We start from the raw sequence: 22,550 nt of genomic DNA on the forward strand, positions 1-22,550 counted from the left end.
CCGCTCCGGTACTCGAAAATCACCATTTTCGCACACACATGCCGCTTTTTGATTCAGTCTCTGACAATATGCGCAGTCTGACGTCCGTACAGACTGGAACTTTTCTTGCCTGATGCGCATATTAGGCTCAATTGAGTCTTACCACTGACTTCACAGTCATTTTCCTGAATGAGGAACTATATGCGCGATCCCTATAGCGTGCTGGGCGTCGCCAAAACGGCGAAGCCCGAAGAAATAAAATCGGCCTTTCGCAAGCTGGCCAAAAAGCACCATCCGGATCAGAACCAGGATGATCCAAAGGCGCAGGAGCGCTTTGCGGAAGTTAATCAGGCCTATGAAATCGTCGGCGACAAGGATAAGCGCGGTCAGTTCGACCGTGGCGAGATCGATGCCGAAGGCAAGCCCTTGTTTCAGGGTTTCCAGGGCGGCGGTGGTTTCGGCGGTGCACATGGCGACCCGTTTGCGGGCTTCCGCCAGGGCGGCGGCAATAGCCATTTCGAATTCCGTTCCGGTCCCGGCGGTCAGGGCGGCGGCTTCAGCGGCGCAGAAGACATTCTGAACGATTTGTTCGGCGGTGCTTTTGGCGGCGGCGGACGGCAGCGTGGCCGCGCGGGCGGCAGTGCCAAGGGCCAAGATCTGTCCGCATCCATCGACGTGACCCTGTCGCAAGCGGCAGGCGCGGAGAAGGTCGAGGCGATTTTCCCGAATGGCAAGCATCTCAACATCAAGCTGCCGAAATATGTCGAGGATGGCCAGACCATCCGCTTGAAAGGGCAAGGCGAGCCGCTGATGGGCGGAACGCCCGGCGATGCGCTTGTGACGATCCGCTTCAAGCCGCATCCGCGTTTCCGTCTTGAAGGGCGCGACGTGCATGTGGATTTGCCGGTCAATCTCAGCGATGCAGCCCTTGGCGGCAAGGAAGAGGTCGAGACGCTTGATGGGCGTATTGCGGTGAAGGTTCCCGCCTGGTCGAGTTCGGATCGGGTGCTGCGCCTGAAGGAAAAGGGCCTGCCGCTGAAAGCGGGCGGGCGCGGCGACCTTTATGTTCATATCCGCATCATGCTGCCGGAGGGCGGTGACAAGGAACTAGAAGAATTCCTCCAGAAGCGCCGCGAAGGCTGACATTGTTCTCCCGAAGCGGAAAATCGCTTTGGGAGGCAATAAGGCCACACAATAAGAATTGATGCGATTCTGATCGATTGAATTGCTTTTCAATCGATCAGAACTGTTTTTTCTGTGGTCACGCGGGCCAAAATGCGGGCCGGGTGTTGTAGCTTTGCGGCAGTAAAGTGACAATGCCCGGCTTTTTCGCTGCAATTGCTTGAAGGTGATGCAAGCCTGTGCGATAGGGCAACAAGTTTATAGTTTTTCAATGAGGACCCTTAATGACCGCACAGTCTGGTTTGTTGCAGGGCAAGCGTGGATTGATTCTGGGCGTGGCCAACAACCGCTCCATCGCCTGGGGCATTGCCAAGGCCGCCCGCGATGCCGGCGCAGAACTCGCATTCACCTATCAGGGCGATGCATTGAAGAAACGCGTCGAGCCGCTTGCCGAAGAACTTGGCGCTTTTGTTGCCGGTCATTGCGACGTGGCGGATGCCGCGAGCATCGACGCTGTTTTTGACGCGCTTGAGAAGAAGTGGGGCAAGATCGACTTTCTGGTGCACGCCATCGGTTTCTCCGACAAGGACGAACTGACCGGCCGCTACCTCGATACGTCGGAAGCCAATTTCACCAATACGATGCTGATTTCGGTCTATTCGCTGACGGCGGTTGCCCGTCGTGCGGAAAAGCTGATGGCCGATGGCGGGTCGATCCTGACGCTGACCTATTACGGCGCCGAGAAGGTCATGCCGAATTACAACGTCATGGGCGTTGCCAAGGCTGCACTCGAAGCAAGCGTAAAGTATCTCGCCGTCGATCTCGGCCCACAGAACATCCGCGTCAACGCGATTTCGGCAGGCCCGATCAAGACGCTGGCCGCTTCGGGCATTGGCGACTTCCGCTATATTCTCAAGTGGAACGAGTATAACGCGCCGCTGCGCCGCACCGTGACGATTGAAGAAGTGGGCGATGTCGGCCTCTACTTCCTCTCCGACCTGTCGCGTTCGGTGACGGGTGAAGTGCACCACGCCGATAGCGGTTACCACGTCATCGGTATGAAGGCGGTGGACGCGCCGGACATTTCAGTCGTCAAGGACTGATACGATCCTTTTGAAATCCCGAAAAGTTGAGACGCTTTTCGGGATTTTTCTTTGTCTTTCCCGGACCGGGAAAGTTATCCCTGTTTTAGAGAAGAACAGCCGGAACGGCTTCGACAGCTGTTTTCGACTGGCAACGCTTTAGAGGTAAGGCTTTGGCCCGGGAGATCATCTACTTTTCGCGTCACGGCGAAACAGACTGGAATGTTTCGCAGCGCATTCAGGGGCAGCTCGATATCGACATCAACGCCCATGGACGCACCCAGGCTGATCGCAACGGCGATATGCTGAAATCGCTGATCGGCGACGGCGCGGGCTTCGATTTCGTGGCAAGCCCGCTGCGCCGCACGCGCGAAACGATGGAACGCATCCGGCTGCGCATGGGTCTTGACCCTTATGATTTCCGCACCGATCCGCAGTTGATGGAAGTGAATTTCGGCGACTGGCAGGGCTTCATGATGGAAGATATCGCCAGGGAGCGGAATGATCTGGTGGAAGCGCGCGCCCGCGACAAGTGGAATTTCGTCCCGCCGGGCACGACTGCGGAAAGCTATATGAGCCTGTCGCAGCGCATTGGTCGCTGGGTGGAGGCCGTGGAATGGCCAACCGTTTGCGTCACGCATGGCGGCTGCATTCGCACATTGTTTTATCTCTATGGCGATCTGGAGGGGCACGAGGCCGCCAATCTCTCCATCCCGCAGGACAAGATTCTGAAGTTCGAAAACGGCAAGCTGGAGTGGGTTTGATCTGTAAAGTTACCCGAGAATAAAATCGGGTATTTTCTTGCGTTCATACAGTTATAATTGACGACAAAATAAATAAATTTGATAATTATTTAGTACGACATATCGGTCGTTATCTTTATATTTCTTGCGGTAAAACGGAAGGGATATCCTGTGTTATTGCTTTGATTTCAAAATTTATATTTGGAGATTTTTCGAATGCCGGAATTGCTGTTGAAAAATGGTGTACCTGCGCGCGTTGAACTTGGATTCGATGTAGATCCTCTGGATGCGGCAAGAGATATACTGGCCTTTTTTGCAGGCTTCGTTCCTGTCGTCGGGTCTCTGTTAAAGACGCTCGTGAACACGTTCTGGCCAAAAGACGCGCCGGATGTCTGGGCCCAGATCAAGCAGGAGGTTCAGACGCTTGTTGGTGAAGAGATCGACCAGAGCCAGTGGGGTGTATTGCAGGGCAAAATTGCCGAATGCGGCGATAAGGTCAGAAGCTTTTCCGAGGTGCTCAACGCGGGAGACAAGGAACAAGCTCAAAAATTATATAACACCTACACAGCATATTTTATAGGATTGGAAAAAAACTTTGAACTGAAAGGCCATAAATATGAGTATTTCTTTTCTCCGGCCTATTGTGCTTTAGTCAATATTATCATCGCATTTCGATTGGAAGTTATTCACAACGGAGATAAAGTTTCCATTAGCGATGGGAATATCGAGTATGAAAAAAGAGCTCTCAGAGACCTGATAGATTGTTCAAAGAAATACATTTCTTCCGTAAAAATAAAGCATGATGATTATATAAAAAAATCATTAGAAACTGGAGGAGGTGCTGATTATTATAACTCCTTATTTAAAGTAAATCATTTTTTCCAGGCCGGTGCGATCGTATATTTGCAGATATGGAATATTGAAGCTTTTCTGGAGAAAAAAGATATTGAGGTTGATCTGGCTTTGCCCGGCCTCATTATCCAAATCCCATGGTCCGACGGTGGGGACAATATGAAGGGACCGGCGATATGTCAGTCCATCACCCCGGCATTGAAAGACAACAAGATAAAATCCGTCACTTTGGGGGAAAGTGCCGAAAGCGATACCTATCATGTGCGGCCGACAGGTCTCATGGTCTGCTATGAAAACCACAAGGATCAAATGGGTTATTTCGGACGACCGAGAGATATGCAGGTTCGTGAAAAAGTGCTCGATTGTTCAACGACCAAATGGGACCATCTCAGCAAGATCAGCGGTAACAGCAGCGGTTTCGTGGATCTGTTGGAGTTGACGACTGACGAAGGAAAATCAGTCACAATCGGTCATAACAGGTCTGGCCCGATGAATACCGCCAGTCTGGAACTCAAGTGGCCGTACCGCGTCGGCAAGATTTACGTTCCTGATGATGACGTCGGCTATCGTTACCGTCATTCCGGGCATCAAATGGGTGCGGCGGGTTTTGGCATTGTCTATGATAATGATCTGGCCAGAGAAACTGCGAAGCGCCTTGTGAGCTATTTCTCGAAAATCGATTAACGCAAGCTATTCGCGACTGCGGACTTATTGTCATAATAGCCCGCAGTCACTTTAAGACAGTTTTTGGTCTGCGGCTTACGGCGCTTCCTGAATGTCGGTGATGAAGCGGGTATTATCCACCATATCGTAGATGATGATGACCTTCATGCCCTTGTTGATGGCGCTGTAATCGAATTCGCCGGGCAGTTTGTAAGTCTTGCCGTCATCGAGTGAAAGCGTTTCGCTATCCTTGTTGATGGACGTGATCTTGCCTTCGGCATCGTCGGCCATGGCGACTGTCGAAAACAGCGAGGCGAGAATGAGGATCAATCCGACCAGATACTGCATGGTTTTCCGTTCCTTTGCCCGCTCTTTCGCCCGGTTTCATTGTCGTGAAGCAAGACTTCACCGAATCGACACCACGTCGCCATTTGTTTATTAGCGACTTGCTCTTTGTTGCCCTCAATCTAGCGTGTCGAATGTGTCAAAAAAAATACCGGAACGGGATGATCCGAAGGAAATTTCGGGTCGGCGGTGGCCATGATTTGACCGATCCCGAAAAGCTCAATAAAACGCCCGGTGAAGTAGCTAGTATCCTGCCCGTCAGGGTTCGCCTCCGGGGCGTTCCGGGGTCATTTTAGTCAGGCGTCGCGCATGTCTCATAATAGTTTCGGTCATCTGTTCCGCGTAACCACCTGGGGCGAAAGCCACGGTCTGGCGCTCGGTTGCATCGTGGATGGGTGCCCGCCCGGCATCACCTTTACCGAAGCTGAAATTCAGTCCTATCTCGACAAGCGCAAACCTGGTCAGTCCAAATATACCACCCAGCGTCGCGAGCCGGATCAGGTGCGCGTGCTATCCGGCGTTCTTCTCGGCGAAGACGGCGTGACCATGACCTCCACCGGCACACCCATCTCAATGATGATCGAAAACACCGATCAACGCTCCAAGGATTATGGCGAGATCGCCCGCCAGTACCGTCCGGGTCATGCCGATTACACCTATGACGTCAAATATGGCATTCGCGATTATCGTGGCGGGGGCCGCTCGTCGGCGCGGGAAACGGCGGCCCGTGTGGCGGCTGGCGCCATTGCGCGCAAGATCGTGCCGGGCCTTGAAGTCAAGGGCGCGCTGGTCGCCATGGGCGTACACGGCATCGACCGCCGCCGCTGGAACTGGTCGGAAGTGGACAACAATCCTTTCTTCTCGCCGGATGCCGGGTCGGTCGAATTGTTCGCGGATTATCTCGACGGCATTCGCAAGAGCGGATCGTCGGTCGGCGCGGTGATCGAGATCGTGGCCGAAGGCGTGCCCGCCGGTATAGGCGCGCCGATCTATGGCAAGCTCGATCAGGATATTGCCAGCCTGCTGATGTCGATCAACGCCGTGAAGGGTGTCGAAATCGGCAATGGCTTTGAGGCTGCCCGCCTGACCGGCGAAGAAAATGCCGATGAAATGCGGATGGGCAATGACGGCACGCCGCTGTTCCTGTCCAACCATGCCGGCGGCATTTTGGGGGGCATCGCCACCGGCGCGCCGGTGGTGGCGCGCTTTGCGGTCAAGCCGACGTCTTCCATTTTGACGCCGCGCCGCTCCATCGACAAGGACGGCAAGGAAGTGGACGTGATGACCAAGGGACGTCACGATCCATGCGTGGGCATCCGCGCCGTGCCGATTGGCGAGGCGATGGTCGCTTGCGCCATTGCGGATCATTATCTGCGTCACCGCGGCCAGACTGGCCGCGTCTGAGGAAAATACGGCCAAGGCAGGCGGATTTAACAGAGGTGTATGTCGATGAGCTATAATCAGAAGCAGGTTGTGGATGCATTGCGCGCTTTCGAGCGCGGCGAGATCGTCGTCGTCATGGACGATGATGGCCGCGAAAACGAAGGCGACCTGATCGTTGCCGCCGTGCATTGCACGCCGGAAAAGATGGCCTTCATCGTGCGCCACACATCGGGCATCGTCTGCACGCCGATGCCGCGTGAGGAAGCGAAGCGCCTCAATCTCGCGCCGATGGTCGCCGAGAATGAATCCGCCCACACCACCGCTTTCACGGTCACGGTTGATTATCGCCATGGCACGACCACCGGCATTTCGGCGGAAGACCGCACGCTGACGGCGCGCAATCTGGCGAACCCGAATGCAGGTGCGGATGATTTTGTGCGTCCCGGTCATATTTTCCCGCTGATCGCGCGCGAAGGCGGCGTTTTGATGCGCTCGGGCCATACCGAAGCTGCCGTCGATCTTTGCAAGCTCGCCAATCTGCCGCCCATCGGCGTCATCTGCGAACTGGTCAATGATGACGGCTCGGTCATGCGCGGCCCCGATGTGACCGCTTTCGCCGAAAAACATTCGCTGCACCGCGTGACGGTGGCAGACCTCATCGCCTATCGTCAGCGCAAGGAAACGCTGGTCAAGCGTGTCGGCGATGCGGCGATCAAGACCTGCGCTGGCAATGCCCACGCCTACACTTACGAACTGCCATGGGAGCCGATGCAGCATGTGGCGGTGGTGTTCGGCGATATTCGCGATGGGGAGGAAGTGCCGGTGCGCCTGCATCGCGAAGACGTGCTGAACGACGTGTTCGGCAAGGGTGGCAGCAATCTTGACGCGATCATGGAGCGCATGGGTAAGGAAGGCCGGGGCGTTCTGGTCTATCTGCGTGAAGGTTCGGTCGGTGTTCGCGCCGATCATCACGATGCGCGCGCCCGCGATAATCTGCCAGGCGAGCATGAAAGCCATGCGGAAGCCCGCGCCCGTGAAGAAGAATGGCGTCAGATCGGCCTTGGCGCGCAGATCCTGAAGGATCTGGGCATCACCTCCATCGTGCTGCTGGCCTCGCGCGAGCGTCACTATGTCGGCCTCGAAGGTTTCGGCATCGGCATTGCCCGCACCGAAATCATCTGAAGATTGCAAGCAGGATATGCACAGGGCCGTCATGGTCATGTGCTCGCCTGATGCTATAGTGTACGCATGACGACACGGCTTTACTGGCATCCGATCTATCTGGAACATCTGACACCGTCCGGGCACCCCGAGCGCCCGGATCGCATTCGCGCGCTGATGAGCGAGCTGGAAGGGCCGGATTTCTACCGGCTCGACCGGGTCGAGGCATCGAAGGCGAGCGCAGACGCGATCCTTCTCGCCCATCCGGAAGAGCATCTTGACGCGGTGCGTGCCAAAATCCCGGAGCCGGTCGAGGATGAAGAAGCGCCGCAGCCCGTCGTGAAGCTCGACGGCGACACCTATGTCAGCCCGAAAAGCATGGAGGCGGCACTGACCGCCATCGGCGCGACGATGGGCGCGGTGGATGACGTGTTTTCAGGCACTGCCAGCAACGGCTTTGTCGCTGCACGCCCGCCGGGCCATCATGCCGAGCGTGAGCGCGCCATGGGCTTTTGCCTGTTCAATTCGATTGCCATTGCGGCTCGTCATGCGCAGCGCCGACACGGTGCCGAGCGGGTCGCCATCATCGATTGGGACGTGCATCATGGCAACGGAACGCAGGATATTTTTCAGGACGATCCAAGCGTTCTGTTCTGCTCCACGCATCAGTTTCCGCTCTATCCCGGCACGGGCGCGAAGGATGAAACCGGCGTCGGCAATATCGTCAATGCGCCGCTATCACCCACTACGGGCAGCCGCGAATTTCGCGAAGCATTTAATAGTCGTGTATTGCCCGCTTTGGACAACTTCCGGCCAGATTTGATCCTTATTTCGGCTGGCTTCGATGCTCATTTTCGCGATCCGCTGGCCGAGATCAATCTCGACGAGGCGGACTTCGACTGGGCGACCGGCAAACTCATGGAACGGGCGGAACGCTTCTGCGATCACCGGCTCGTGAGTGTGCTGGAGGGTGGATATGATCTAGAGGGCTTGTCGCAGTCTGCATCTACGCATATTACGCGGCTGTTGAAAGGATGAATCATGGTAACCGAACCGTCCAACGCCGATATTGCGGTCATGAGCTTCGAGGATGCCCTCAAGCAGCTTGAAAAGATCGTCGATGATCTGGAGCGGGGCGATGTGCCGCTGGAAGAATCCATTCGCATCTATGAGCGCGGCGAAGCGCTGAAGAAGCATTGCGACACGCTGCTGAAATCGGCGGAAGACAAGGTCGAAAAAATCCGCATCGGCCGCGATGGTCAGCCTGTCGGCACGGAACCGCTCGACGCGGAATAGTTAGAACAGCGCCCTGAGTTGAGAGACATAGGGCGCGAGCACGCCGCTCAGCAAATAGGGGCCAAGGCCCCAGCAGAGCGTCCACCCGGCAGCGCCGATCACATTTGCAGCCAGAAAATGCAGCGGGTTCATATTCATGGAGCCCGCAACAATGCCGTTGAGCTGGCGCAACAGAACGACGAAGCGCGCCGTCGCGACCACATAAAACCCCTTGCTGTCGAACAGCTTTTCAAATTGATCGAGCCTTTCCGGCGTGAGCTTGACCAGATGGCCATAGCGCAGGATCAGCTTGCGCCCGCCGAAATGCCCGATCAGATAGCCGGTGCAATCGCCCAGCACCGCGCCGATAAACACCGCCAGCAGCACGGCTTCGATATTCAGCGTGCCGTGCAGCGCCAGAAGCGAGCTTGCGATCAGCGCGCTTTCGCCGGGAAGCGGCGCGCCGAACGACTCGAAATAGACGATGACGAACAGCGCCAACGCGCCATAGGCTGTGATGTAGGGTTCGAGAAAGCTCATAAATTCAACATCTTTGCTGAGAAACCGCTGGTCCTGAAACGCAAACGGCTCCGGCGCGGACCGGAGCCGGAAACATATAAATCAAAATATCAGCCGATAGAACGTTTGCCGGTGATGGCGTGATAGGCCCAAAGCACGATGACTGCGCCGACAATGGCGATGATAAGGCTGATCGGATCGAATGCGCCGGTGACGCCGCGCCCGAACAGTGAAGATGAAAGCACGCCGCCGACGATTGCGCCGACAATACCCAATGCGATGTCAAAGAAGACGCCTTGACCGCTTTTATTAACGATTTTGCTGCCGACGAAGCCAGCAATCAGGCCGAGTATGATCCAGCTTATTACAGACATCTTATATCTCCCGAAGCGCAGATAAACATTTGTTTCGCGCTCGCGGAAAATTTTCATATTTATTGCGCAGAGGCAAGTTAATATGCTTGTCAAAACGAGAAATCGTTTTAACTTCAACTTACCGCATGCACGTCAAGCTGCATGGGATAACAGGGAGTATTGCGTCATGGGTAGTTACGACGATAACTCAAACGGTTCGCCGATCCCCGGCGGCAGTCTTGCCAAGCCAATCATGATTGCACTTGGCGCGTTGCTGGTTGGCAAGATGCTCGGCGGCAGCAAGGAAGAACCCGCACCGACGCAGGCGCAGCCGGTGCCTGACCAGTCTCAGGCTGGCGGCGGCTTGGGCGATCTTCTCGGTGGCCTGCTTGGCGGCGGCGCTGCCGGTAATGCTTCGGCTGCACCGTCTGCGGGTCAGGCTGGCGGGCTTGGTGGTGGATTGCTCGGTGGCATTCTCGGCGGGCTTGGTGGCCTGCTTGGTGGCGCTGCTGCGGGCAACGCATCGGCAGCACCTTCCGCGCCGGGTCCGCTCAGCGGTGGCCTTGGCGGCCTGCTGGAACAACTGAACCAGGCAGGTCTTGGTGAAAAGGTTGAATCTTGGGTCGGCCAGGGGCAGAACCACCCCATCGAGCCGGGCCAGCTTGGCGATGCTATTGGCCAGAAGACGCTTAGCGAAATTGCCCAGCATGCAGGCATTGACCAGCAGGAATTGCTGAACCAGCTTTCGCAGGTGTTGCCGGGTCTGGTGGACAAGCTGACCGCCAACGGTCAGGTGCCGGACACCAACGCGCTTTCCAAGCTGTTGCAGGGTCGCTAAAGCATTTCCAGCAAAAGTGCGTAGCGGTTTTGCGTAGGATAATGCGTAGGAAAAAGCTGTTTCCAGCAAAAGTGCGTAGCGCCTACGCGGGGAAATCAGTCCACTGGACTGATTTCTGATCCCGCTTCAATGCGTAGGATAATGCGGCTCTGGAAAAGCGTGGAGCTAGCGCCATATTGATGAATGCGGACCGCACCGGCCTGCCGGTGCGGTTTTGTTTTGAACAGATTTGATCGGCTGGTTTTGCGGCTGATCCGGTTGGAAAGGATGTCTCATGAGCTTTTTCCCCTGTCCCGATCCGGTGCTTGGCGACAAGACGACAGTGGATGCGATTGAGACGCTGGTAATTCCGCGCACAAGCGACATTGGCGGGCTGGAAGTGCGCCGCGCGCTGCCGACCGTTCGCCGCAGGCTGGTGGGGCCGTTCATTTTCTTCGACCGCATGGGACCGGCAGTGCTGCGCGATGGCGATGCGCTCGACGTGCGCCCGCATCCTCATATCGGTCTTTCGACGGTGACCTATCTGTTTGATGGTCATATCCGTCATCGCGACAGCCTCGGCACGGAAATGGTGGTGCGGCCCGGCGATGTGAACCTCATGACAGCCGGGCGCGGTATCGTGCATTCGGAGCGCTCGCCCGAAGAAGAACGCAATGGGCCGCTCTCGATTTCCGGCGTGCAGACATGGCTGGCGCTGCCCGATGCGCTGGAAGAAATCGACCCGCATTTCTATCATACCAATGCGCCCGATCTGCCGTTGATGACGGATCCCGAATTTGACGGTCGCCTGATCATTGGTTCGATGCATGGGCTGAAATCGCCGGTCATCCAGCATGCCGATACGCTTTATGCCGATATCCGCATCAAGCCGCATGGTCGTTTTCCCATCCCGCCGACAGCGGAAGAACGCGCGATCTATACGCTGAGCGGCAATGTGGGCATTGGCGGCGAAGTGTTTCCGCCCGACCGGCTGCTGGCCTTCCGCCCCGGTGACGATATCGTCGTGCAGGCCGGGCCTGAAGGCGCGCATATCATGCTTTTCGGCGGTGCGGCGCTTGGCTCGAAACGTTACATCTGGTGGAATTTCGTTTCATCCTCCAAGGAGCGCATCGAGCAGGCCAAGGAAGAATGGCGCACAGGTCGTTTCGATATCGTGCCGGGCGACGAACAGGATTTCATACCTTTGCCTGAATGATAGCCTTATGGTGTTAGCTTGGGCATATTGGCCCAGATCGGCCTGCGCTGCTTGATCTGGCCGCGATGCTGCTATACCGACGACCAATCCAGATAATCCCAAAGACAGGTTGTTTAGATGTCCCGACCCAACACCCCATTGCTCGACAAGGCGCCGACCCCGGATCGCCTGCGCGCTTTGCCGGAGCAGGACCTGCCGCAACTGACGGCAGAACTGCGCGCCGAGCTGATCGACGCCGTGTCCACCACGGGCGGGCATCTGGGCGCGGGACTGGGCGTGGTCGAGCTGACGGTCGCGCTGCATCATGTCTTCGACACGCCGCATGACCGCATCATCTGGGATGTTGGCCATCAGGCCTATCCGCACAAGATCCTGACCGGTCGTCGCGACCGCATCCGCACGCTGCGGCAGGAAGGCGGCTTGTCCGGTTTCACCAAGCGTTCCGAGAGCGAATATGATCCATTCGGCGCGGCGCATTCCTCGACGTCGATTTCCGCCGGTCTCGGCATGGCGGTGGCCAGCGATCTTTCCGGCGAAAAGCGCAATGTCATTGCCGTCATCGGCGACGGTTCCATGTCGGCGGGCATGGCCTATGAAGCGATGAACAATGCCGGTGCGCTGGATGCGCGGCTGATCGTGATCCTCAACGACAACGACATGTCGATTGCGCCGCCGACCGGCGCGATGAGCGCCTATCTGGCGCGCCTCGTTTCGGGCCGCACCTATCGCAGCGTCCGCGAAGCCGCCAAGCAGGTAGCGCAGAAACTGCCGAAATTCCTTCAGGACAAGGCGCGCAAGTCGGAAGAATATGCCCGCGCATTCTTCACCGGCGGCACGCTGTTCGAAGAGCTGGGCTTCTATTATGTCGGGCCTATCGACGGGCATAATCTCGACCATCTTCTGCCCGTGCTGAAAAATGTTCGTGACACGCAAAAAGGCCCGGTGCTGATCCATGTGGTGACGCAGAAGGGCAAGGGCTACGCGCCTGCGGAAGCTGCTGCCGACAAATATCATGGCGTCAACAAGTTCGATGTCATCACCGGCAAGCAGGCGAAGCCGCCCGCAAATGCGCCGAGCTATACCAAGATTTTCGGCACCAGCCTGATCGAGGAAGCACGTCACGACGACAAGATCGTGGCCATCACCGCCGCCATGCCGACCGGCACCGGGCTTGACCTTTTCGGCGAAGTTTTTCCGCAGCGCACCTTCGATGTGGGCATTGCCGAACAGCACGCGGTTACCTTTGCAGCGGGTCTCGCCAGCGAGGGCTTCAAGCCGTTCTGCGCCATTTATTCGACCTTTCTGCAGCGCGGCTACGATCAGGTCGTGCATGACGTGTCGATCCAGAACCTTCCGGTTCGCTTCCCCATCGATCGCGCCGGTCTGGTGGGTGCCGATGGCGCCACCCATGCAGGCTCCTTCGATACGGGTTTCCTCGCCGCTCTGCCGGGCTTTGTCGTCATGGCGGCTTCCGACGAGGCCGAACTGCGCCATATGGTGCGCACTGCCGCCGAATATGACGAAAGCCCGATTTCCTTCCGCTATCCGCGCGGCGACGGCGTTGGCGTCGATCTGCCGGAGCGCGGCTCGGTGCTGGAAATCGGCAAGGGCCGCATCGTGCGCGAAGGCACCAAAGTAGCGCTGCTATCCTTCGGGACGCGGTTGCAGGAATGCCTTGCCGCCGCCGATGAACTGGGCGCTGCCGGACTTTCGACGACAGTTGCTGATGCGCGCTTTGCCAAGCCGCTCGATCACGATCTCATCCGTCGTCTCGCCCGTGAGCATGAAGTGCTGGTGACGGTCGAAGAGGGTGCGGTAGGCGGCTTTGCCTCGCATGTGCTGCAATTCCTCGCCACCGATGGTTTGCTGGATCGTGGCCTCAAGGTTCGTGCGCTGACGCTGCCCGATCTATATCAGGATCACGGCAAGCCGGATGCGATGTATGCCAGCGCCGGTCTCGACCGCGCCGGTATCGTGCACACGGTGTTTTCCGCGCTTGGTCGCGAAGATATCGCGACACCGTTCCGTGCCTGATTTCAGGGCGCGCCTTGACCAGTTGCTGGTGGAACGCGGATTGTTCGCCACGCGCTCGCGCGCTCGCGATGCGATCCAGCGCGGCACGGTCAAGGTGGATGGCAAAGCCGTCACCAAGCCGGGCCAGACCGTGGCGCACAACGCGGCAGTCGCGGTGGACGATCCTGCCAGCGCCTATGTCTCCCGCGCCGCGTTGAAACTGATTGCGGCGCTTGATCATTTCGACCTCGTTGTGAAAGGGCGCACGGCGCTCGATATTGGCGCATCGACTGGTGGTTTTACACAGGTGCTTCTGGAACGCGGCGCAAGCCATGTCATCGCCATCGATGTCGGACACGACCAGTTGCACGAGCGCCTGCGTGGTAACGCCCAAGTCACCAACAGGGAAGGCGTTAACGCCCGCGCGCTGGAGCTTATCCATCTCGATGGACGCGACATCGACTGCGTCGTTTCGGATGTCAGTTTCATCTCGCTGAAGCTCGCTTTGCCCCCAGCATTGGCCTTTGCGCAAAAAGATGCTATCTGCGCGCTTCTCGTGAAGCCGCAATTCGAGGCAGGACGTGAAGCCATCGGCAAGGGCGGCATTTTGCGCGACACGGCAGACGGCGAACGCATCGCAGAAGAACTCAAACTTTGGCTTGAGACGCAGCCTGGCTGGCGCGCGCTCGGCCTTTGCCCGTCGCCCATCGAAGGTGGTGATGGCAATCGTGAATATCTCTTGGCAGGAAAGAAAGACCAATGACGACGCCAGTAACGGGGCAAGTTAATATCCGCTCGATTGGTGCGGGCGGCGATGGCGTCGCCAATCTTCCCGATGGTCAGATTTATGTGCCTTTCACCCTGCCGGGCGAAGTGGCCAATGTGGCGCGCGACAAGAACCGCGCGACACTGATGGCCTTGCTGGAAGCCTCGCCAGAACGGCAGGACCCGGCCTGCGAGCATTTCGAAGCCTGCGGCGGTTGTGCGCTGCAACACTGGCAGGACGAACCCTATCGCCTTTGGAAGCGCGAACTGGTGGTCTCGGCCCTGAAGGGCAGGGGCATCGACGTAGAGGTTGAACCGTTGGTGGCTTGCGCGCCGCATACGCGCCGCCGGGCCGTTTTTGCGGTGCGCAAGACCGAGAAGGGCGTTCTGCTCGGCTTCAATCGCCATCTCAGCCACGAAATTATCGATATTGTCGAATGCCCGGTCACCGTGCCGGAAATCATCGCGCGCCTCGACGATTTGCGCGATGTCGGCGCTTTGCTGGCCCCCGGTTCCAAACCGTTCAAGCTGGCGGCAACACTGACGGCATCCGGCCTCGATCTGGCGGCAAGCGGCTGCGGTGTGCTGGATGACGACCAGCGCCGCGCCCTGACCGCGCTGGTCATCAAGAAAGGCTTTGCGCGTCTTTCCCACGAGGGCGAAATCATCGTCGAGCCGAAAAAGCCACTGATCCATTTCGGCAAGGTTCCGGTGCCGGTGCCGCCCGGCTGCTTTCTGCAAGCGACGGCTGAAGCCGAGGAAACCATGACGGCGCTGGTGCTGAACCATGTCGGCAAGGCGAAGCGCGTCGCTGATCTCTTCTGCGGCGTCGGCACGTTTGCACTCAGAATCGCAGAGAAAAGCGCTGTCCATGCGGTGGAAAGCGACGCGGCTGCTCTGGCGGCGCTCGATCGTGGCGTGCGCCATGTGCAGGGCTTGAAGCCTGTCTCGGTCGAGCGGCGCGACCTGTTCCGCCGTCCGCTGATGCCGAAGGAATTGCTGCCATACAACGCCGTGGTCTTCGATCCGCCGCGTGCGGGCGCCGAAGAACAGGCGCAGGAACTGGCTAAGTCCAAGGTGGAAAGGGTGGTTGCCGTGTCGTGTAACCCGGTGACGCTCGCCCGCGATCTCGCCATTCTGCTGAAGGGCGGCTATCGCATCCAGCGCGTCACGCCCATCGACCAGTTCCTGTGGTCGCCGCATGTGGAAGCGGTGGCGACGCTGGTGAAGAAATAATGCGATAAATGCCGGGCAGAGCGCCCGGCATTTTTATTTCGATCATCAGGGTCAGTTGGCTAGTCCGTCGAAATTCGTCAGAATGGTGGTCCAGCCTTTGATGTGGCCGTCGCGCGCTTCGGGGCTGCGGAATTTGACCTGCTTCAGCGTGATGTCCGTGGTGTTCGGGTCCACTTCCTTCAGGTCTATCGTCACGACGCTGTCGTCCAGCGAATGCGGCGAATTCCACGTGAACGCCAGATGCGCATGGGGGTCTATTTCCAGATAGGTGCCCGAATGCGGCACGTCGCGGTCGACCATGTGCATCAAAATGGAAAAGCGACCGCCTTTCACCGCATCCGTGCTGACATCGGACGGACCGGTGCTGTCGCTTGATGCGCGCATGAATTTCGCCAGCGTTGCGGGCGAGAGCCATGCATTGAAAACCTTCTCCCGGGGAGCGGCGATCCTGCGATTGACTGTCAGTTCAAGCTCACTCATTTTCCTGTTCCTTCGAAACGAGTACATCCTCCAGCGCCGTCAGGCGCAGTTCCCAGACAGACTTCAGTTCCGCAAACCAGTTTTCCACTTCCCGTACTGGTTCCAGTTCGGCGGCAATGAAATGCTCGCGGCCCAAAGTCTTGCGGGTGACCAATTCTGCCTCCTCCAGCACCTTGATGTGCTTGGAGACCGAGTTGAGCGACATGTCGAAATGAGCGGCGAGCGCAGTCACTCTTGATGGCCCCTCCTGTACGAGCAGCGTCAAGATATGCCGTCGCGTAACGTCTCCGACGGCTTTGAGAATATGTGACAGAGCATCTTCGTTCATTATTCACCCGTAAGGTTGAATATACGTCATCCATGGAAATAGTCAACCATATGGGTGAATGTTTTTCAATGGGCCGTGGTGGCGGTTGCGTGCTTAGAGCGCCGATCTGAATGAATCAGATCGGCGCTCTAAGCTTCTATATTTCAAGCATAATCTTATCGATCCTCGTTTCACTCCGGGCGGATTATGCTTTAAAAACAAAACCATCTGTACGGGTGGTACAGATGGTTCAATGCAAAACGAATAAGAAGGCCGCCCTTGCGAGGGGGAGGGCTCACATCTTTTCGATGATTTCGGGATCGCCTTCGCGCGGCTTACCATTGGCGGCGATGATGGCCGGCACAATGTCTTCCGCCCGGTCGATGACCAGCGGCTGTACCTGATGGGCGGTATGGAGAAACCCTTCTGCGCGCATATGGTCGAGCAGCGACAGCATGGGCTGCCAGAAATTGTTGATATTGGCGAAGACCATCGGCTTGCGATGCTTGCCGAGCTGTCCCCAAGTCATCATCTCGACGATTTCCTCGACCGTGCCGATGCCGCCGGGCAGTGTGACGAATGCATCCGACTTCTGGAACATCAGGTGCTTGCGCTCGTGCATATCGTCAACGACGATCAGTTCGGTCAGCTGTTCCGCCTTTTCGAGGCTTGCTTCCTTGTCGAGCAGGAAAGTCGGGATGATGCCGGTGACTTCGCCGCCAGCTTCCATCACGCCCTGCGACACCGCGCCCATGATGCCGCGTGTGCCGCCGCCATAGACAAGGCGCAGACCATGCTCGGCAATCGAGCGGCCAAGCGCCAGTCCCGCTTCGCGATAGATGGGGTTCTGGCCCATGGAAGAGCCGCAATAAACGCAAATGGATCGAATCTCAGACATAGTGCTTTTTTGGGCTTTTGCTGCGTAAGCGTCAAGTCGGGCGTCACGCCGCAGTGGCGTAAAATCCGTTCATGTCCTGTACATTGGCGGCGGCTATCCTAACTCCTGTATTTCAAATCTAACCGGAGTGAATTTGAAAATGTTGTCACCCATGAAATTGTCCGTCGCACTTTTTGCACTGTCTCTGACCACCTCGGTGGCATCGGCTGCTGAAATTACCATCAAACTGCCGGACGATACGGCGGTGACGACCAATTCCGTCCTTTATAAATGCGGCGAAAAGGACGTGTCCGTTACCTATTACAATGCTGGTGATATTTCGCTTGCCGAGCTTGAGCTGGATGATGAAACCGTCGTCGCTTCCAACGTCATTTCCGGCTCTGGCGCGAAATATGCCGGTGGCGTTTATGTCTGGTGGACCAAGGGCCCGGAGGCCAGTCTCTACAATCTTATGGACGACCCGGAGCAGGAAAAGCCTACAAGCTGTGCAGAACAATAAGCAAGCTAAGAAAAACCCTCGTAGCTTTCGCTAATTCGGTGCAGATTTGTTGTGGGGGGAAGCCAAAAGCTATAAACCCGTTCTAGAGAGCATTTCCAGCAAAAGTGCGAAGCGGTTTTGCGTTGGATAATGCGACAGGGGAAGAAGTTAGCATTTCCAGCAAAACTGCGTAGCGGTTTGTGTTGGATGATGCGCAGAAAAAAAAATAGATAGCGCGGTTCCAAAGTCTCCGTTTTAACCGGAAACGCGCAAGTCTCTGGCGTGGGTTTCGAAACGAAATGCAGAAGAACAGCTTTGGATTGCTCGGCGCTGGCGTGATGGCGGTTATTGTCGGGCTCGGTCTTTATTGGAACGCGAAAAAGACAGAGCCTGATACAACTAAGGCCGGCGTTTCTGCGCCCGCCGCTTCCGGCGGCGGACAACAGGCAGCACAGCCGCAAACGCCCCAGACGGAAACACCCCCAGCGCAATCCGCTGCGGCTGCGCCAAAGGCCGATAAGCCGACCACCCCTGCCGAACAGGCTGCCGTTGAACCGGAACAGCAACACCAGACGCCGATCTTCGACGTCTTGCGCGTAGAACCGGACGGTTCCGTGGTGATTGCAGGCAAGGCCATGCCAAATTCGGATGTCGAAGTCGTGGCGGGCGCCAGTGTTCTCGGCAAGGCCAAGGCAGGCCCCAATGGCGATTTCGTCGTGGTGCTGGACGATCCTTTGAAGCCGGGCGATCATCAGCTGGTGCTGCGCGCCTCGGGGCAGGACAAGGTTGCCACTTCCGCCCAAACCGCCATTGTCTCCGTGCCGGATTCAAAAAGCGGACAGGTTCTGGCGCTGGTTGAAGAGCCGGGCGCAGCAAGCCGCCTGATCACCAAGCCCGAAGCGGCTCCCGCGCAGCCCGCCGACAGCGCTTCCGGTCCGTCGAATGGCGCGGCTACAGCGCCGACACCGGGCGAAAGTTCGCAGGCCAAGCCTGCGGAAGAACTTCCGATTGCCATCGAAGCGGTGGAAATCGAAGGAGACGCCATCTTCGTGGCAGGCAACGCCAAGGGCGGAAACCGCGTGATCGTCCATGCCAACGATATTCTGATCGGCTCCAGCGCCGTTTCGCCGGAAGGCCGTTTCCTCGTGCAGAGCACGCAGCCGCTGGCTGTTGCCGATTACATCATTCGCGCCGATCTTCTCGACAATGCCAATCGTATCGTCGCAACTGCGCGTGTGCCGTTCCGTCGCGAGGCTGGCGCGAATATTTCGGCGGTCGCCCCCGCCGCCAGCGGCGCTGCGCCCGCGGAAGCCGGTGCCGAGGACAAGGCCGCGCTGCAAAAGGTCGATGGTTCGGTGATCATCCGCCGCGGCGATAATCTGTGGACGATTTCCAAGCGCGCTTATGGCAAGGGCACACGCTACACGACGATCTATCTGGCCAATCGCGAGCAGATCAGGAATCCGGACCTCATCTGGCCGGGGCAGGTGTTCCACATGCCCAAAGAGCCACTGGGCGATGAGGAAGTGAAGCGCCAGAGGCAAGAACGTCAAAACTGACCAGTCTTCGTTCTACCACGACAGTTGCATTCTTCGTGATGCCGGTCTGCAACGAGCAATTTCCTGTGCTCCGGTGCTCACGTACCCAAAAGTACGCTCCGCTCCGGTGCTCGAAAATCACTCGTTTCGCCACGGCCTGACGAATTTGCAACTGTCGTGCTACTTAACAATCACGATAGCTTGTTTTTACATTCACGGCGTTTTTTGGAAAAGACGCCGTGAAATCTTGTGCTTTAAGGTATAATCGTTTATCGTCGATATACGATGAAGATTTCCATGAATGATCAGCCCGCAGCCGATCTCGGCACGATGGCGAAAGGCGACGAGGATGCCGCGCGGATCTATGCCGCGCTGGGGCATCCGGTGCGTATCGCCATCTTACGGCAGCTGATCCTTGAGGACGCCTGCTGCTGCAAGGACATTGTCGGCAGGCTGGATCTCGCCCAATCCACCGTTTCGCAGCATTTGAAGGTTCTCGTGACCGCAAGGCTGATCGACTATCGACCCGAACGCCAGTCTTCGCGCTACAGCGTCAACTGGCAGCAAATCAATGCCATTCGCACCCACCTTGCCGCATTCGCCGGTGGTTGTTGCACGTTATGATCTGACCCGAAAGAACGCCTGATGAGCTCCTCCAAAACGGTTTCTGCCGAATCCGGCGAAACATTCAAGACCCTGCGCAATCTCTGGCCCTATATGTGGCCCGAGGGCAGGCCGGACCTGCGGATGCGCGTGGTGTGGGCGACGTTCTATCTGGTCATTTCGAAGATCGTACTCATTCTCGTTCCCTATTTCTTCAAATGGGCGACGAATGCGCTGAACGGGCAGCTGCAAGCGCCGGGCTATGTGCCGCTCTTCCTGACCGGTGCGGTCATGCTGGTGGTGGCCTATAACGGATCGAGGGTCGTGCAGGCCGGTCTCAACCAGCTGCGTGACGCGCTGTTTGCCAGTGTCGGCCAATATGCGGTGCGTCAGCTCGCCTATCGGACGTTCGTGCACATGCACCAGCTTTCGCTGCGCTTTCATCTGGAGCGGCGCACGGGCGGCCTGTCACGCGTGATCGAGCGCGGCACGAAGGGCATCGAAACCATCGTCCGCTTCACCATTCTCAACACTCTGCCGACCATTCTGGAATTTGCAATGACGGCGGTGATCTTCGCCGTCTCCTACGGCATTTCCTATCTGGTCGTCGTCGCGGCGACGGTGTGGCTCTATACGTGGTTCACCATCAAGGCGAGCGATTGGCGCATTAACATCCGTCGCGAGATGAATGATTCCGATACGGACGCCAACACCAAGGCTATCGACTCCCTGCTGAACTTCGAGACCGTGAAATATTTTGGCAATGAGGCGATGGAGGCCAAGCGTTTCGATAGCTCCATGGCGCGTTATGAAAAGGCTGCGACCCAGACCTGGACCTCACTCGGCTGGCTGAACTTCGGTCAGGCGGTGATCTTCGGTGTCGGCATGGCGATCGTCATGGTGATGTCGGCGCTGGAAGTGCGCGCCGGAACGCAATCCATCGGCGATTTCGTGTTCATCAATGCGCTGTTGATGCAGCTTTCCATTCCGCTCAACTTCATCGGCTTCATCTATCGCGAAATCCGTCAGGGTCTGACCGATATCGAACAGATGTTCGACCTGCTCGACGTAAAGCAGGAAGTGAGTGACAAGCCGGGCGCCAAGCCGCTGCAGGTTGACAAGGGCGCGATCCGCTTCGATGACGTGCATTTTGCCTATGATTCCAACCGTCCAATCCTCAAGGGCATCAGTTTTGAAGTTCCGGCAGGCAAGACGGTGGCGATTGTCGGGCCTTCGGGCGCGGGCAAGTCCACGATTTCGCGGCTGCTGTTCCGCTTCTACGATATCCAGTCGGGCTCGGTGACCATCGACGGGCAGGATGTCCGCGATGTGACGCAGGAAAGCCTGCGTAAGGTTATCGGCATGGTGCCGCAGGATACGGTGCTGTTCAACGACACCATCGCCTATAATATCCGCTATGGCCGCACCGATGCGACCGAGGAAGAGGTGGAGAAGGCAGCCGAAATGGCGCAGATCTCCCGTTTCATCCAGCATCTGCCGGACGGCTATAAGTCCATGGTGGGCGAGCGCGGCCTGAAGCTTTCAGGCGGCGAAAAGCAGCGCGTGGCGATTGCGCGCACGATCCTGAAAGCACCGCCGATCCTGATCCTCGATGAAGCGACCTCGGCGCTGGACACGGCGACCGAGCAGGAAATCCAGTCGGCGCTGGATATCGTCAGCCGTGGCCGCACGACGCTGGTTATCGCGCACCGGCTTTCGACGGTGATCGGCGCGGATGAAATCATCGTGTTGAAGGATGGCTTGATCGCCGAGCGCGGCACGCATCGCCAGCTTCTGAAGCACAAAGGCCTTTATGCTTCGATGTGGGATCGCCAGCGTGAGGCTGACGAGGCCGAAGAACGCCTGCGTCAGGTGCGCGAAAGCGACGATATGGGCGTGGTTGTGCGCGGAACGCCTGCGGCGGAGTGATCACGCCACCTGACAGTCGTGCATAAATTGCGAAATGCATTTTGAGATTCTGGAAGGGATGCGCTACATACGGCGAAACGCGAGGAACAAGCGATGAGCCTGACTGACACTATCCGCAACACTTTTGTGCCGATTCACCGGGAAGGCTATCCGTTCATAGCGGGCTTTTTCGTGGTTTCGCTGATCCTTGGCTGGTTGTGGGACCCGCTGTTCTGGATCGGCATGGTGCTGACGGTCTGGTGCATCTATTTCTACCGTGATCCCGAGCGCGTGACGCCGATGGACGACGATCTCGTCATCAGCCCGGCTGACGGCAAGGTATCCTTTGTCGGCCCGGCCATTCCGCCTGCGGAGCTTGATCTCGGTTACGAGCCGCTGACGCGCGTTTCCGTGTTCATGAATGTTTTTTCCGTGCACATCAACCGCTCGCCGGTTCGTGGTCAGATCGTTAAGGTCGAGCATCGCCCGGGCAAGTTCCTCAATGCCGAACTCGACAAGGCCAGCACCGAAAACGAACGCAACAGCGTTCTGATCGAGAGCCCGCATGGCAAGGTCGGCGTGGTGCAGATCGCTGGTCTGGTGGCGCGCCGAATCGTGTGCTGGTCCAATCAGGATGACGATCTGTCGGTCGGAGAACGTTTTGGCCTTATCCGCTTCGGTTCCCGCGTCGATGTCTATCTGCCCGCCGATGCGACTGTGCGCGTTGCCGTCGGTCAGACGGCGGTTGCCGGTGAAACGGTGCTTGCCGATTATGGCAGCAACCGTAGCGAACCCGTCGTCCGGATTGCGTAGC

The 22,550-nt window shown here is 57.6% G+C and carries 23 protein-coding genes and 1 pseudogene; 18 read left to right on the forward strand and 6 right to left on the reverse strand.

Going from position 1 to position 22,550, the window contains the following annotated elements:
• The first annotated feature begins 180 nt into the window (after positions 1–180).
• The 4 genes from FIC94_RS14935 (at position 181) to FIC94_RS14950 (ending at position 4,462) form a co-directional block, all read left to right on the forward strand.
• Positions 181–1,122, forward strand: a complete 942-nt coding sequence (locus FIC94_RS14935) for a DnaJ C-terminal domain-containing protein (RefSeq protein ID WP_140025431.1) — start codon at positions 181–183, stop codon at positions 1,120–1,122.
• A gap of 263 nt (positions 1,123–1,385) precedes the next feature.
• On the forward strand, positions 1,386–2,204 hold the full coding sequence (fabI, locus tag FIC94_RS14940; RefSeq protein ID WP_109368447.1) for an enoyl-ACP reductase FabI: 819 nt from the start codon (positions 1,386–1,388) through the stop codon (positions 2,202–2,204).
• Between the two features lie 152 nt (positions 2,205–2,356).
• The gene (locus FIC94_RS14945) at positions 2,357–2,947 is read left to right on the forward strand and encodes a histidine phosphatase family protein (protein ID WP_140025432.1); all 591 of its coding nucleotides are present in this window, start codon (positions 2,357–2,359) and stop codon (positions 2,945–2,947) included.
• Positions 2,948–3,142: 195 nt separating this feature from the next.
• A complete protein-coding gene (locus FIC94_RS14950) occupies positions 3,143–4,462 on the forward strand; it encodes an insecticidal delta-endotoxin domain-containing protein (protein ID WP_140025433.1) in 1,320 nt (439 codons plus the stop codon).
• A gap of 75 nt (positions 4,463–4,537) precedes the next feature.
• On the opposite strand, the gene FIC94_RS14955 is transcribed toward FIC94_RS14950, so the two are convergent.
• Positions 4,538–4,789: a DUF1344 domain-containing protein gene (locus tag FIC94_RS14955; RefSeq protein ID WP_109368449.1), complete on the reverse strand. Its 252-nt coding sequence runs from the start codon at positions 4,787–4,789 to the stop codon at positions 4,538–4,540.
• 306 nt (positions 4,790–5,095) lie between these two features.
• Here FIC94_RS14955 and aroC point away from each other — a divergent pair, with 306 nt between their 5' ends.
• The 4 genes from aroC to FIC94_RS14975 all read left to right on the forward strand — a co-directional run bounded on the left by aroC (position 5,096) and on the right by FIC94_RS14975 (position 8,626).
• Positions 5,096–6,190: a chorismate synthase gene (gene aroC, locus FIC94_RS14960; protein ID WP_109368450.1), complete on the forward strand. Its 1,095-nt coding sequence runs from the start codon at positions 5,096–5,098 to the stop codon at positions 6,188–6,190.
• 45 nt (positions 6,191–6,235) lie between these two features.
• A complete protein-coding gene (gene ribB, locus FIC94_RS14965; RefSeq protein WP_109370180.1) occupies positions 6,236–7,351 on the forward strand; it encodes a 3,4-dihydroxy-2-butanone-4-phosphate synthase in 1,116 nt (371 codons plus the stop codon).
• Positions 7,352–7,417: 66 nt separating this feature from the next.
• Positions 7,418–8,368: a histone deacetylase family protein gene (locus FIC94_RS14970; protein ID WP_140025434.1), complete on the forward strand. Its 951-nt coding sequence runs from the start codon at positions 7,418–7,420 to the stop codon at positions 8,366–8,368.
• A 3-nt stretch (positions 8,369–8,371) separates the two neighbouring features.
• Positions 8,372–8,626 (forward strand): exodeoxyribonuclease VII small subunit, encoded by a 255-nt coding sequence (locus tag FIC94_RS14975; RefSeq protein ID WP_078338030.1) that lies wholly within the window; start codon positions 8,372–8,374, stop codon positions 8,624–8,626.
• On the opposite strand, the gene FIC94_RS14980 is transcribed toward FIC94_RS14975, so the two are convergent.
• Positions 8,627–9,145, reverse strand: coding sequence for a DedA family protein (locus tag FIC94_RS14980; RefSeq protein ID WP_109368452.1), 519 nt, complete (start codon positions 9,143–9,145; stop codon positions 8,627–8,629).
• A gap of 89 nt (positions 9,146–9,234) precedes the next feature.
• Positions 9,235–9,498, reverse strand: coding sequence for a GlsB/YeaQ/YmgE family stress response membrane protein (locus FIC94_RS14985; RefSeq protein ID WP_109370181.1), 264 nt, complete (start codon positions 9,496–9,498; stop codon positions 9,235–9,237).
• Positions 9,499–9,664: 166 nt separating this feature from the next.
• Here FIC94_RS14985 and FIC94_RS14990 point away from each other — a divergent pair, with 166 nt between their 5' ends.
• The 5 genes from FIC94_RS14990 to FIC94_RS15010 all read left to right on the forward strand — a co-directional run bounded on the left by FIC94_RS14990 (position 9,665) and on the right by FIC94_RS15010 (position 15,524).
• Complete coding sequence (locus FIC94_RS14990) at positions 9,665–10,315, forward strand: YidB family protein (protein WP_109368453.1); 651 nt, start codon at positions 9,665–9,667, stop codon at positions 10,313–10,315.
• Between the two features lie 274 nt (positions 10,316–10,589).
• Positions 10,590–11,510: a pirin family protein gene (locus tag FIC94_RS14995; RefSeq protein ID WP_109368455.1), complete on the forward strand. Its 921-nt coding sequence runs from the start codon at positions 10,590–10,592 to the stop codon at positions 11,508–11,510.
• A 117-nt stretch (positions 11,511–11,627) separates the two neighbouring features.
• Positions 11,628–13,544, forward strand: coding sequence for a 1-deoxy-D-xylulose-5-phosphate synthase (dxs, locus tag FIC94_RS15000; RefSeq protein WP_109368456.1), 1,917 nt, complete (start codon positions 11,628–11,630; stop codon positions 13,542–13,544).
• Positions 13,537–14,286 (forward strand): TlyA family RNA methyltransferase, encoded by a 750-nt coding sequence (locus tag FIC94_RS15005; protein WP_235892022.1) that lies wholly within the window; start codon positions 13,537–13,539, stop codon positions 14,284–14,286. The genes dxs and FIC94_RS15005 overlap by 8 nt, the downstream gene beginning before the upstream one ends.
• A complete protein-coding gene (locus FIC94_RS15010) occupies positions 14,283–15,524 on the forward strand; it encodes a class I SAM-dependent RNA methyltransferase (protein WP_109368458.1) in 1,242 nt (413 codons plus the stop codon). The genes FIC94_RS15005 and FIC94_RS15010 overlap by 4 nt, the downstream gene beginning before the upstream one ends.
• Before the next feature lie 51 nt (positions 15,525–15,575).
• Here the strand turns inward: FIC94_RS15010 and FIC94_RS15015 are convergent, their stop codons facing one another.
• The 3 genes from FIC94_RS15015 to FIC94_RS15025 all read right to left on the reverse strand — a co-directional run bounded on the left by FIC94_RS15015 (position 15,576) and on the right by FIC94_RS15025 (position 17,209).
• Positions 15,576–16,004, reverse strand: a complete 429-nt coding sequence (locus FIC94_RS15015; protein ID WP_109368459.1) for an SRPBCC family protein — start codon at positions 16,002–16,004, stop codon at positions 15,576–15,578.
• Positions 15,997–16,332, reverse strand: coding sequence for an ArsR/SmtB family transcription factor (locus tag FIC94_RS15020; RefSeq protein WP_140025436.1), 336 nt, complete (start codon positions 16,330–16,332; stop codon positions 15,997–15,999). Before FIC94_RS15020 ends, FIC94_RS15015 begins: the two co-directional genes overlap by 8 nt.
• Before the next feature lie 274 nt (positions 16,333–16,606).
• The gene (locus FIC94_RS15025; RefSeq protein WP_109368461.1) at positions 16,607–17,209 is read right to left on the reverse strand and encodes an LOG family protein; all 603 of its coding nucleotides are present in this window, start codon (positions 17,207–17,209) and stop codon (positions 16,607–16,609) included.
• A 151-nt stretch (positions 17,210–17,360) separates the two neighbouring features.
• On the opposite strand from FIC94_RS15025, the gene FIC94_RS15030 reads away from it, so the two are divergent.
• The 5 genes and pseudogenes from FIC94_RS15030 to FIC94_RS15050 all read left to right on the forward strand — a co-directional run.
• Positions 17,361–17,708: an MliC family protein gene (locus tag FIC94_RS15030; RefSeq protein WP_109368462.1), complete on the forward strand. Its 348-nt coding sequence runs from the start codon at positions 17,361–17,363 to the stop codon at positions 17,706–17,708.
• Positions 17,709–17,986: 278 nt separating this feature from the next.
• Positions 17,987–19,246 (forward strand): LysM peptidoglycan-binding domain-containing protein, encoded by a 1,260-nt coding sequence (locus tag FIC94_RS15035; protein WP_140025437.1) that lies wholly within the window; start codon positions 17,987–17,989, stop codon positions 19,244–19,246.
• Between the two features lie 276 nt (positions 19,247–19,522).
• Positions 19,523–19,849, forward strand: coding sequence for an ArsR/SmtB family transcription factor (locus FIC94_RS15040; protein WP_349496900.1), 327 nt, complete (start codon positions 19,523–19,525; stop codon positions 19,847–19,849).
• Between the two features lie 21 nt (positions 19,850–19,870).
• Positions 19,871–21,757, forward strand: a complete 1,887-nt coding sequence (locus tag FIC94_RS15045) for an ABCB family ABC transporter ATP-binding protein/permease (protein WP_140025438.1) — start codon at positions 19,871–19,873, stop codon at positions 21,755–21,757.
• An 87-nt stretch (positions 21,758–21,844) separates the two neighbouring features.
• Positions 21,845–22,549 (forward strand): annotated as a pseudogene (locus FIC94_RS15050) (phosphatidylserine decarboxylase); the annotation flags it as partial.
• Between the last annotated feature and the right edge of the window lies 1 nt (position 22,550).

Origin of the sequence: Ochrobactrum teleogrylli (genome assembly GCF_006376685.1) — a bacterium.
GTDB classification, from domain to species: Bacteria; Pseudomonadota; Alphaproteobacteria; order Rhizobiales; family Rhizobiaceae; genus Brucella; species Brucella teleogrylli.